Here is an 11,885-nt window from a genome sequence, read left to right on the forward strand (position 1 = left end):
CTGGTACTAATAGGCCGAGGACTTACCACAAAGAAGCTACGCGTCCACTGTGCGGTATCTGAAACAACACACAGATACCATTCACCCCCAACACCACACCCGTCAGGGTTGGTGGTTCGGGCGGGGGAATCGAATGTGTGACAGTTTCATAGAGTTACGGCGGCCATAGCGGAGGGGAAACGCCCGGCCCCATTCCGAACCCGGAAGCTAAGCCCTCCAGCGCCGATGGTACTGCACTCGACAGGGTGTGGGAGAGTAGGACACCGCCGAACATCCGTTACCGAAAGGGGACCCAATACATTGGGTCCCCTTTCGTGTTTGTATGTGTATGCGCCTGTTGTCTGAAAGGAGATGCAGTGTCGGACAACAACGGAGATCGTCGTTCCTACGGGAGCGGCGGCGGGGCCGATCGTCGTCGTACCGGTGGTGGGGGCCAGGGTGGTGGCGCGCGTGGGGGATCCGGCGCCCGCGGCTCCGATCGTCCTCGCAGTTCCGAGCGTCAAGCAGGCGGAGACCGCCGTTCCGACGGTCCGCCGAGGCGTCGTGGCGGTGAGGGCAGCTTCGGTCCGCCGCCGCGTGACGGAGGAGCGCACGCCGAGCGTCGCGCACCCCGTCCCGAAGAGCCGGACCTGCCCGAGGAGGTGCAGGCCGGCGAGCTCGATCCGGCGGTACGCCGCGACCTGCTCAGCCTCGACAAGGCCAATGCGAACGCGGTTGCCAGGCACCTGGTGATGGCCAGCAAATTGATCGACGACGATCCGCGCCTCGCGCTCGCGCACGCGCGGGCCGCCCGCCAGCGTGCGGGCCGGGTTGCCGTGGTCCGGGAGACCGCGGGCATCACCGCGTACCACGCCGGCGAATGGGCCGAGGCGCTCTCCGAGCTGCGGGCCGCCCGTCGCATGGCCGGCGGACCCGGTCTGCTCGCCGTGATGGCGGACTGCGAGCGCGGTCTCGGTCGTCCCGAGCGGGCCATCGAGCTCGGACGCAGCGAGGAAGCGCGCGCCCTCGAGGGTGACGAGGCCACCGAACTGCGCATCGTCGTCGCCGGCGCACGCATGGACCTCGGTCAGTTCGACCAGGCCGTAGTCAGTCTGCAGACGCCCGAGCTGGATGCGTCCAAGTCCGGCCCGACCGCGGCCCGGTTGTTCTACGCCTACGCCGACGCGCTGGTCGCGGCGGGACGGGTGGAGGAGGGCCTGAAGTGGTTCCTCAACTCCGCGGCAGCCGACCACGACGGTGACACCGACGCAGAGGACCGGGTGGCCGAGCTCTCGGGCGACCAGTGAGCGCAGGACAGTCGCGGTCGGCCGGGCGGAGCCTGCGCCAACTGCACGACGTTCTGCTGCTGGACCTCGACGGCACCGTCTACGCGGGACCGCACGCGATTCCGGGTGCCCGCGAGGCACTGGTCGTCGACGGCGGCCCGCGGCTGTTCTACGTGACGAACAATGCCAGCCGCAGCCCCGGTTCGGTAGCCGCGCACCTGAACGAATTGGGTTTCCCGGCAACGGAATCCGAGGTCGTCACCAGTGCGCAGTCGGCCGCGCGGCTGCTCGCCGAGCGGGTGCCCGCCGGCGCCGCGGTCCTGGTGGTCGGGACCGAGGCGCTCGCGGACGAGGTGCGGGCCGTCGGGCTGCACCCGGTGCGGCGGTACGAGGATTCGCCGGTCGCCGTGGTGCAGGGACACTCGACGGACACCGGGTGGTCGATCCTCGCGGAGGCGACCCTCGCGATCCGTGCAGGTGCGTTCTGGGTGGCGTCGAACGTGGACGCCACCCTGCCGACCGAACGCGGACTGTGCCTCGGCAACGGGGCGATGGTCGCGGCGCTGCGGACGGCGACCGACCGGGACCCCGTGGTTGCGGGCAAGCCGGCGGTCCCGTTGATGGACGACTCGGTCCGCCGCAGCGGGGCACGGACACCACTGATGGTCGGGGACCGGATCGACACCGACATTGCCGGCGCCAACGCGGTCGGCATGGCGTCGCTGCTGGTCCTGACCGGGGTGAGCACCCCGGCGGACCTGCTTCGTGCACCGCGAGAGCACCGTCCGACCTACCTGGCGCATGCCTTGGCCGCGCTCGACGAGGACGCGGACACGCTCGCGCCGGCGCCGCACCCGGGGGTGCGGGTGCGACGCGAATCGGGTGACATCGTGGTCCGCGCCGACGACGGGGTCGAACCGCTGGCCGTGCTCCGGTCGGTGCTGGTCGAAGCGTGGCGCGATCAGGGGTTCACCGGGGTACGCGGCGAGGACCCGGTGTCTGCGGCCGTGGCCGCAGGCCTTGCCTGAGCGGAGATCGACCCGGCGGCGTCGCCTGTGCACGTCTGTCCGATCGATCCGCTAGCGTTGGCACCGATGAATACGCCGATTCCGCGGCCCGGAGCGCACCTGCCGGGCCCACCGCAGATGGTCGACCCCGACAAGATCCACGCCGAGGTCGACGAGCTCCTCGCGGGCCTCGGATCGCACGGGGCGGCGGAGGACGATCCGCACGGCCACGGGCAGATTCCCCGTCAGGCGCACATTCTCGAGCGGGCCCACGACGTGTTGGTGCAGGCGCTCGCGACAGTGGACAAGATCTGAGGTGGCGCGTCGTGCACGGGTCGACGCCGAACTGGTTCGGCGGGGAATGGCCCGTTCCAGGGAACACGCGGCGCAACTGATCGCCGCGGGCCGGGTGCTGATCTCCGGTTCGGTCGCGGTGAAACCCGCGACCGCCGTCGAGGCGGGCACCCCGCTGCTGGTCACGGAGGAGGTCGACGAGGTGTCCTGGGCCTCGCGCGGCGCTCACAAGCTTCTCGGGGCACTCGAGGCCTTCGAGCCGGCGGGACTGTCCGTCGAGGGTAAGCGCTGCCTCGACGCGGGCGCCTCCACCGGGGGGTTCACCGACGTGCTGCTGAGCCGCGGCGCGACCGAGGTGGTCGCCGTCGACGTGGGGTACGGGCAGTTGGTGTGGCGCCTGCAGTCCGACGACCGCGTCACCGTGGTCGACCGCACCAATGTGCGTTCGCTGCAGCCGGACCAGATCGGCGGGCCGGTGGAGCTCGTCGTCGCGGACCTGTCCTTCATCTCGCTCAAGCTGGTGCTACCCGCCTTCGTCGCGTGTGCGGCGGATGGCGCCGACCTGGTGCCGATGGTCAAGCCGCAGTTCGAGGTCGGTAAGGACCGGGTCGGGTCCGGGGGTGTGGTCCGCGATCCGGAGCTGCGGATCGAGGCGGTGCACGAGGTCGCACTCGCCGCGGACGCCGCCGGGCTGCGCACCCTCGGTGTCGTCGCGAGCCCGCTGCCGGGTCCGTCCGGCAACGTCGAGTTCTTCCTGTGGCTACGCAAGCAGCAGGAACCGGGGGTGGACTCGCTCCGCGAGGTCGTCGAACGAGCAGTCCACGAGGGCCCGCAGTGAGCTCGGCCGGCATCGACCGACGCGAGATCCTGGTCGTCGCGCACACCGGCAGGCCGGAGGTCACCGAGACCGCCCGCCGGGTGGCCGCGATCTTCGAGAAGGCCGGAATCGGCCTGCGCGTGCTCGCGAACGAGGCCGACCGGACCGATCCGACCGCGGAATCGCAGTACACCGACGTCGCCCTGACCATCGTCGAACCCGGGCCCGAGGCCGCGGCCGGTTGCGAGATGGTCCTCGTCCTCGGCGGCGACGGGACCTTCCTGCGCGGCGCCGAGCTGGCGAGGGCGTCGTCCGTCCCCGTGCTCGGAATCAACCTCGGCCGCATCGGCTTTCTCGCCGAGACCGAGGCCGAGCATCTCGACGAGGCGCTCGCCCGGGTGGTGCGGCGCGAGTACCGCGTCGAGCACCGGATGACGCTCGACATCGCGATCCGGGTCGACGACGAGGTGGTCGCCCGGGGCTGGGCGCTGAACGAGGCGAGCATCGAGAACGTCTCCCGGCTCGGGGTGCTCGAGGTGGTGCTCGAGGTCGACGGCCGTCCGGTGTCGTCCTTCGGCTGCGACGGTGTGCTCGTGTCGACTCCCACCGGATCGACCGCCTACGCGTTCTCCGCGGGCGGGCCGGTGGTGTGGCCGGAACTCGAAGCGCTGCTGGTGATTCCGAGCAACGCGCACGCCCTGTTCGCCCGCCCCCTGGTGACCAGCCCGGAATCGCTCATCGCGATCGAGACCTTCGCCGGTGGCCACGACGGGTTGGTGTTCTGCGACGGCAGTCGCACCCTCGACCTGCCCGCGGGCGGACGCGTCGAGGTGGTGCGCGGTGGACACCCGGTGAAATGGATCAGGCTCGACTCGGCACCCTTCGCGGACCGGATGGTGCGCAAGTTCGAACTGCCGGTGAAGGGTTGGCGGGGACGGCGAACCCGCGGAGAAGGGGAGGGCGAGCGTGCTCGCTGAAATCCGGATCGACGGCCTGGGTGTCATCTCCCAGGCCAGCGCGCAGTTCCACGAGGGATTGACCGTGCTCACCGGCGAGACCGGCGCGGGCAAGACCATGGTCGTCACCAGCCTGCACCTGCTCAGCGGGGCGCGAGCCGACGCGGGCCGGGTGCGGCTGGGAGCCGAACGCGCCGTCGTCGAGGGCCGGTTCTCCACGGCGAACGCCGCGCCCAAGGCGACCGCGGAGGTGGACCGGTTGCTCGAGGCGACCGGCGCCGAGCGGGACGAGGACGGCACGGTCATCGCCGTCCGCACGGTCAGCGCGGACGGGCGTTCGCGGGCGCACCTCGGCGGTCGCAGCGTCCCCGCGGGCGCGCTGTCCGAACTGACCGGCCCGCTGCTCACCGTGCACGGCCAGAACGACCAGTTGCGGTTGCAGCGGCCGGACCAGCAGCGCGCCGCGCTCGATGAATTCGGCGGCGCCGCACTGGGTTCCCTGCTCGACAAGTATCGGATGCTGCGGTCCCAGTGGGTCGAGGCCCGCGACGAGCTCGACGAACGCACCCGCAGCAGCCGCGAACTCGCGCAGGAGGTGGACCGGCTCGAGTTCGCACTGAACGAGATCGATGCCGTCGCCCCGCAGCCCGGCGAGGACACGGCGATCGTCGCGGACGTGCGCCGGCTGAGCGATCTCGACTCCCTGCGCTCGGCCGCGGTTGGGGCGCAGGTGGCGCTGCTCGGCGCCTCGGCCGCCGACGTGGACACCGACGCCGCCGCCGACGTCCCCGGCGCGCTGGACCTGCTCGGCGAGGCCCGCGCCCGGATCGAGTCCTCCGACGACCAGACCCTCACCGAGCTCGGTCCCCGCATCGCCGAGGCGATCGCGGTGCTCACCGACGTGTCCTCGGACCTGACCGGCTATCTCGCGGACCTGCCGTCCGACCCGGGCGCCCTGGACGCGTTGCTCGGCAGGCAGGCGGAGCTGAAGACCCTCACCCGCAAGTACGCGGCGGACGTGGACGGGGTGCTCGAATGGGCCGCCCAGGCCCGCGACCGGCTCGCACGGATCGACGTGTCCGCGGACGCGCTGGCGGCGTTGGCCGCCCGGGTGGACGAGAGTGCGACGGCGCTCGCCGCGGCCGCGCTCGCGTTGAGCCGGGCCCGCGCGAAGGCGGCCACGAAGCTGGGCAAGGCGGTGACCGCCGAACTGGCCGGGCTCGCGATGGGCAAGGCCCGGCTCGAGGTGATCTCGCAGCCGATCGAGGCGGGCGAGCAGGACTCGGCCCCGCTCACCGTCGACGGTCGGCGGGTGCACGCCGGGTCGGCCGGCATCGACGAGGTCGAGTTCCGACTGGCCGCGCACAGTGGATCCGCCGCGCTGCCGATCAGCAAGAGCGCATCGGGCGGTGAACTGTCCCGGGTGATGTTGGCGCTCGAGGTGGTGCTGGCGGGCGCGCAGTCCAGCGCGACCATGGTCTTCGACGAGGTCGACGCCGGCGTCGGTGGCCGCGCGGCGGTCGAGATCGGCCGCAGGCTGGCCCGGCTGGCCCGAACCCACCAGGTGATCGTGGTGACGCACCTGCCCCAGGTTGCGGCGTTCGCCGACACGCACCTCGTGGTCGACAAGGTCGACGGCCGCAAGGGCGCGGACAGCGGCGTCCGGACCCTGACCGACGACCAGCGGGTGGTGGAGTTGGCGCGCATGCTCGCGGGACTCGGCGACACCGAGACCGGCCGGGCGCACGCGGAGGAACTGCTGGCCACCGCGAGCGCCGAGCGATCGGCCTGATCCGTTCCGGCGGTACTGGCGCGGTGGTGCCGCTGTGACGGATGTGGTGACCGCGCGGTCAATCGACTCGGCGCGCCTCCGCGGCAACGGCGCTGGTCGGGGTCATCATCGTTGCCATGAAGATGCCCGCTCTGTTGTCACGAAACACCGAATCGCTACCGGGAGTCACCGGTATCGCCAGGGTTGACCGCAACACGGCGAAGCTGTTGCGCCGCGTCGGCCCGGGCGACATCGTGGTCCTCGACGAACTGGACCTGGACCGGGTCACCGCCGACGCGCTCGTCGAGGCGGGCGTCACGGCGGTGGTCAACGCGTCGCAGTCGATCTCGGGTCGCTACCCGAACCTCGGACCCGAGGTGATCGTCGCCAACGGCATCACGCTCGTCGACGCGGTCGGCGACGAGGTGTTCAAGAAGGTCAAGGACGGCGCGAAGATCCGCCTCAACGAGGGTGGCGTCTACGCCGGCGAACGACGCCTGGCGAAGGGCGTCGAACAGTCCGAGGCCGAGATCTCCGACCTCATGATCGAGGCGAAGACCGGACTCGTCGACCATCTCGAGGCGTTCTCCGGCAACACCATCGAGTTCATCCGGACCGAGAGTCCGCTGCTGATCGACGGTCTCGGCGTGCCCGACATCGACGTGGACGTCAAGGACCGGCACGTGGTGGTCGTCGCCGACGGGGCCGATCACGTCGCGGACCTGAAGAACCTCAAGCCGTTCATCAAGGAGTACTCGCCGATCCTGATCGGTGTCGGCGCGGGTGCGGACGCGCTCGCGAAGGCCGGTTACCGGCCGGACCTGATCGTCGGTGACCCCGAGGACGTCAGCAACGCGACGTTGAAGTCCGGCGCCGAGGTGGTGCTGCCGGCGGACCCGGACGGCCACGCCAAGGGGCTCGAGCGGATCCAGGACCTCGGCATCGGGGCGATGACCTTCCCGGCCTCCGGCGCGCCCGCGGACCTCGCGCTGCTGCTCGCCGACCACCACGGCGCCTCGCTGATCGTGACGGTCGGCAGCACCGTGTCCCTCGACGAGTTCTTCGACCGCGGCCGACGCGACAGCAACCCGGCCGCCTTCATGACCCGCCTCAAGGTCGGTCCCAAGCTGGTCGACGCCAAGGCCGTCGCGACGCTCTACCGCAGCCGGGTCTCCGGTGCGGCCATCGCGCTGCTCGTCCTCGCGGCCCTGACCGCGGTCATCGTCGCGCTCGTCGTCTCCAACATCGGTGGCGAGGCGCTCGACTGGGCCGTGCAGACGTGGAACAGCTTCGCCCTCTGGGTTCAGGGATTGTTCAAGTGATTTCTCTGCGTCAACATGCAATCTCCATCGCCGCGATCTTCCTGGCCCTCGCCATCGGCGTCGTCCTCGGATCCGGCACCCTTTCCGGAGCGTTGCTCTCCGGGCTCCGGGACGACAAGTCGGACCTGCAGCGGCAGGTCAACGACCTGAACTCGGAGAAGAACGCGCTGGTCGAGCAGCTCAACACCGCGGACAACTTCGACGCGACGGTCTCCGGCCGCGTGGTCCGCGACACGCTGGCGCAGCGGACCGTCGTCATCGTGACCACCCCCGACGCCGACCCGGCCGACCTGGACGCCGTCACCCGGCTGATCGGGGCCGCCGGCGGCACGGTCACCGGCCGGGTCGCGCTGACCGATTCGTTCGTGGACGCGGCGAACAGTGACCAACTTCGCACCGCGGTGACCAATGTGATCCCCGCCGGTATCCAGCTCCGCACCGGGGCCGTCGACCAGGGCAGCCTCGCGGGCGATCTGCTCGGGTCCGTGCTGCTGCTGAACCCGCAGAACGCACAGCCGCAGAGCACCCCCGAGGAGCTCGGTGTGGCGCTGGAGGCGCTTCGTGCCGGCGGGTTCGTCGCCTACGACAACGGCGCGGTCAAGCCCGCCCAGCTGGCGGTCGTCCTGACCGGTTCCGGGGCCCGCGAGGACGGTTCGGACGGCGGAAATCGTGGCGCTATCGTCGCGAGATTCGCCGCGGCGCTGGACGCACGTGGCGCGGGCACGGTGCTCGCGGGCAGGCCCGGGGCGGCCGTTGGCAATGGTCCGATCGCGGTCGTCCGGTCCGACACGGCGCTGTCCACCGGGGTCACCACGGTCGACGACGTGAACCGCGAATCCGGTCGGATCACCACCGTTCTGGGCCTCCAGGAGCAGCTCGGCGGCACCTCGGGCCGATACGGGACCGGGCCGAACTCCGCGGCCGTCACGGTGGGCGCTCCGCTCGGTTGAGGCCGGCCCGGAGCGGGAACCGGCGCGCCGTGTGAGGGATCGGGTGCGCAGGTGTTACCGTGAAGTCCCGTGGGTCGGCAGGCCCCAGCTCTACCATTAGTCAAGCCCTGCACGCAGTCTTGTCCTGCATCGTCGTCACGGGAGCCCTTCTTGCCACTGTCACGCAGTAATTCGCGTACCGCCACCAAGCACATCTTCGTCAGCGGGGGCGTGGCCTCCTCGCTCGGCAAGGGTCTGACGGCGTCGAGCCTCGGGCAGCTGCTGACCTCTCGCGGGTTGCGAGTGACCATGCAGAAGCTGGATCCGTACCTCAACGTCGATCCGGGCACCATGAATCCGTTCCAGCACGGCGAGGTGTTCGTCACGGAGGACGGCGCGGAGACCGACCTCGACGTCGGCCACTACGAGCGCTTCCTCGACCGCGACCTCAACGCCTTCGCGAACGTGACCACCGGCCAGGTGTACTCGACCGTCATCGCCAAGGAGCGTCGCGGCGAGTACCTCGGCGACACCGTGCAGGTGATCCCGCACATCACCGACGAGATCAAGAGCCGCATCCTGGCGATGGCGGGACCGGACGCGGAGGGGCAGAGTCCCGACGTGGTCATCACCGAGATCGGTGGCACCGTCGGCGACATCGAGTCGCAGCCCTTCCTCGAGGCCGCCCGCCAGGTCCGCCACGACGTCGGCCGGGAGAACGTCTTCTTCCTGCACGTCTCGTTGGTGCCGTACCTCGGCCCGTCCGGCGAGCTCAAGACCAAGCCCACCCAGCACTCGGTGGCGGCGCTGCGCAACATCGGTATCCAGCCCGACGCGCTGATCCTGCGCTGCGACCGCGACGTGCCGCAGGCACTCAAGTCCAAGATCGCGCTGATGTGCGACGTGGACGTCGACGCCTGCATCTCCACGCCCGACGCCCCGTCCATCTACGACATTCCGAAGGTGCTGCACAGCGAGGGCCTCGACGCCTACGTCGTGCGCAAGCTGGGCCTGCCGTTCCGCGACGTGGACTGGACCGTCTGGGGTGCGCTGCTCGAGCGTGTGCACGAGCCCCGCGAGACGGTGCGGGTCGCGCTGGTCGGCAAGTACGTGGACCTGCCCGACGCCTACCTGTCGGTCACCGAGGCGCTGCGCGCGGGCGGATTCGCGCACCGGTCGAAGGTCGAGATCGACTGGGTCCCGTCGGACGTCTGCGAGACCGAGGCCGGCGCGCAGCACGCGCTCGGTGAGGTCGACGCGGTGCTCATCCCGGGCGGCTTCGGCATCCGCGGGATCGAGGGCAAGCTCGGCGCCATCCGCTACGCCCGCACCCGCGGTGTCCCGCTGCTCGGCCTGTGCCTGGGCCTGCAGGCCGTCGTGATCGAGGCCGCCCGCTCCGTGGGCCTGACCGACGCCAACTCCGCCGAGTTCGAGCCCGACACCAAGCATCCCGTCATCTCCACGATGGCGGACCAGGAGGACATCATCGCCGGCGAGGCCGACCTGGGTGGCACCATGCGCCTCGGCGCCTACCCTGCGGTGCTGGAGAAGGGCTCGGTCGTCGCGCGCGCCTACGGCTCCGAGAACGTCTCCGAGCGGCACCGGCACCGCTACGAGGTCAACAACGCGTACCGGGACCGGATCGCCAAGAGCGGGCTGAAGTTCAGCGGCACCTCCCCGGACGGACACCTCGTCGAGTTCGTCGAACTGCCCGCCGCGATCCACCCGTTCTTCGTTGCCACGCAGGCACATCCGGAGCTCAAGAGCCGCCCGACCCGGCCGCATCCGCTGTTCGCGGCCTTCATCGGCGCCGCACTCAAGTACAAGGCGGAGGAGCGGCTCGAGGTGGACGTGCACCCCGAGGACGCGGTGGCGGACGCCGAGCCCGCCGACGCGCCGAGCGCGGGCTAGCCCCGGAAGCCGGCCAGAGTCGATGACCCGACCCGGAGAGCACGAGTTCGAGACCCTCGACACCCGCACGGTGTACGAGGGTGCCATCGTGGCGCTGCGGGTGGACCACGTCGCCATGCCCGGCGGCGGGTCCGCCGACCGCGAGGTGGTCGAGCATCACGGGGCCGTCGCGGTGGTCGCCGTCGACGACCAGGACCGGCTGGTGCTGATCAATCAGTACCGGCACCCGCTGGGGCGGCGGCTGTGGGAGCTTCCGGCCGGACTGCTCGACGAGCACGGTGAGGACCCGGTCGACGCGGCGCGTCGTGAACTCGCCGAGGAGACCGGCCTCGCCGCACAGCGCTGGTCGGTGCTCGTCGACGTCGCGGCCTCGCCCGGATTCACCGACGAGGTGATCCGGGTGTATCTCGCGTCCGGACTGACCGAGGTGAACCGGCCCGATCCCGAACACGAGGAGGCGGACCTCGAGATCGTGCGGGTACCCGTCGCGGAGGCCGTCGACCGCGCGCTCGGCGGCGACATCGTCAACGCGACCGCGCTGTCGGGAATCCTGGCGTTCGCCGCGACCCGGGCGCGGGACGGCTCGGGCGGAGCCGGACGACCCGCCGACGCGGACTGGATCGACCGGCCGACGGCGTTCGATCGGCGCCGTCACGGTTCGAACGGGGGACGGAGCCGCGGTGCCTGACGCGCTCGCCGGCGAGGTGGCCAGCTACCTCGACCATCTTGCCGTCGAGCGCGGGGTCGCGGCGAACACCCTGTCCTCGTACCGTCGCGACCTCGAGCGGTACCAGGAGTACCTGACCGGCCGCGGCATCGACCGGCTCGGCCGTGTGGCAGAGCGGCACGTCAGCGAGTTCGTGGTGGTGCTGCGTCGAGGCGACCGGGCGGCGGGGGTGACGCCGCTGGCGGCGAGCTCCGCGGCACGGGCGCTGATCGCGGTACGGGGGCTGCACAAGTTCGCCGCCGTCGAGGGCTTCACCGACACGGACGTGGCCCGCGCGGTGAAGCCGCCGCCGCCGGGTCAGCGGCTACCCAAGTCGTTGCCGGTCGACCAGGTGATCGCGCTGCTCGAGGCGACCGGCGGAGCGGACGCGGCTGATCAGCCACGGGCGCTGCGGGACCGTGCGCTGCTCGAACTCCTGTACTCGACCGGCGCCCGCATCTCCGAGGCGGTCGGCCTTGACGTCGACGACATCGACGGGGTGGACCGCGCGGTTCTGCTGCGCGGCAAGGGCGGCAAGGACCGCGTGGTCCCGATCGGTCGGCCGGCACTGGCGGCAGTCGAGGCGTACCTGGTCCGGGGCAGGCCGGCGCTGGTCGCGCGCGGCGGCCCGGCGCTGTTCCTGAACTCGAGGGGTGGGCGGTTGTCCCGGCAGAGCGCCTGGCAGGTGCTGCGCGGCGCCGCGGACCGGATCGGCATCAGTGACGGTGTGTCACCGCACACTCTGCGGCACTCGTTCGCCACCCACCTGCTCGACGGCGGCGCGGACGTGCGGGTGGTGCAGGAGCTTCTCGGTCACGCGTCGGTGACCACCACGCAGATATACACGCTGGTCACGGTCGGTTCGCTGCGTGAGGTGTGGGTCGGAGCGCATCCCCGGGCACGGTGA

Annotated in this window: 11 protein-coding genes and 1 rRNA gene; all 12 read left to right on the forward strand. The window is 71.0% G+C overall.

From position 1 onward, the window contains the following. Positions 1 to 155: 155 nt before the first annotated feature. The 12 genes from rrf (at position 156) to ACFVH2_RS15965 (ending at position 11,885) form a co-directional block, all read left to right on the forward strand. Positions 156 to 272 (forward strand): 5S ribosomal RNA (gene rrf, locus ACFVH2_RS15910). A gap of 84 nt (positions 273 to 356) precedes the next feature. Next, a complete protein-coding gene (locus tag ACFVH2_RS15915) occupies positions 357 to 1,286 on the forward strand; it encodes a tetratricopeptide repeat protein (RefSeq protein ID WP_378428210.1) in 930 nt (309 codons plus the stop codon). Next, a complete protein-coding gene (locus ACFVH2_RS15920) occupies positions 1,283 to 2,293 on the forward strand; it encodes an HAD-IIA family hydrolase (RefSeq protein WP_378428208.1) in 1,011 nt (336 codons plus the stop codon). The genes ACFVH2_RS15915 and ACFVH2_RS15920 overlap by 4 nt, the downstream gene beginning before the upstream one ends. A 66-nt stretch (positions 2,294 to 2,359) precedes the next feature. Next, on the forward strand, positions 2,360 to 2,587 hold the full coding sequence (locus ACFVH2_RS15925) for a hypothetical protein (RefSeq protein ID WP_378428206.1): 228 nt from the start codon (positions 2,360 to 2,362) through the stop codon (positions 2,585 to 2,587). A 1-nt stretch (position 2,588) separates the two neighbouring features. Then, entirely contained in the window at positions 2,589 to 3,404 is an 816-nt protein-coding gene (locus tag ACFVH2_RS15930; protein ID WP_378428204.1) for a TlyA family RNA methyltransferase, read from the forward strand. After that, positions 3,401 to 4,360, forward strand: a complete 960-nt coding sequence (locus ACFVH2_RS15935) for an NAD kinase (protein WP_378428203.1) — start codon at positions 3,401 to 3,403, stop codon at positions 4,358 to 4,360. The genes ACFVH2_RS15930 and ACFVH2_RS15935 overlap by 4 nt, the downstream gene beginning before the upstream one ends. Further along, on the forward strand, positions 4,350 to 6,131 hold the full coding sequence (gene recN, locus ACFVH2_RS15940; RefSeq protein WP_378428202.1) for a DNA repair protein RecN: 1,782 nt from the start codon (positions 4,350 to 4,352) through the stop codon (positions 6,129 to 6,131). Before ACFVH2_RS15935 ends, recN begins: the two co-directional genes overlap by 11 nt. A gap of 116 nt (positions 6,132 to 6,247) precedes the next feature. Beyond that, positions 6,248 to 7,432, forward strand: coding sequence for a putative cytokinetic ring protein SteA (gene steA / locus ACFVH2_RS15945; protein ID WP_378428201.1), 1,185 nt, complete (start codon positions 6,248 to 6,250; stop codon positions 7,430 to 7,432). Continuing rightward, positions 7,429 to 8,382, forward strand: a complete 954-nt coding sequence (locus ACFVH2_RS15950) for a copper transporter (protein WP_378428199.1) — start codon at positions 7,429 to 7,431, stop codon at positions 8,380 to 8,382. The genes steA and ACFVH2_RS15950 overlap by 4 nt, the downstream gene beginning before the upstream one ends. A 150-nt stretch (positions 8,383 to 8,532) precedes the next feature. After that, positions 8,533 to 10,272, forward strand: a complete 1,740-nt coding sequence (locus tag ACFVH2_RS15955; protein ID WP_378428197.1) for a CTP synthase — start codon at positions 8,533 to 8,535, stop codon at positions 10,270 to 10,272. A gap of 22 nt (positions 10,273 to 10,294) precedes the next feature. Further along, on the forward strand, positions 10,295 to 10,960 hold the full coding sequence (locus ACFVH2_RS15960; protein ID WP_378428195.1) for an NUDIX domain-containing protein: 666 nt from the start codon (positions 10,295 to 10,297) through the stop codon (positions 10,958 to 10,960). Then, on the forward strand, positions 10,953 to 11,885 hold the full coding sequence (locus ACFVH2_RS15965; RefSeq protein WP_378428193.1) for a site-specific tyrosine recombinase XerD: 933 nt from the start codon (positions 10,953 to 10,955) through the stop codon (positions 11,883 to 11,885). The genes ACFVH2_RS15960 and ACFVH2_RS15965 overlap by 8 nt, the downstream gene beginning before the upstream one ends.

Source organism: Rhodococcus sp. NPDC127527, assembly GCF_042672245.1.
Taxonomy (GTDB): domain Bacteria; phylum Actinomycetota; class Actinomycetes; order Mycobacteriales; family Mycobacteriaceae; genus Rhodococcus_G.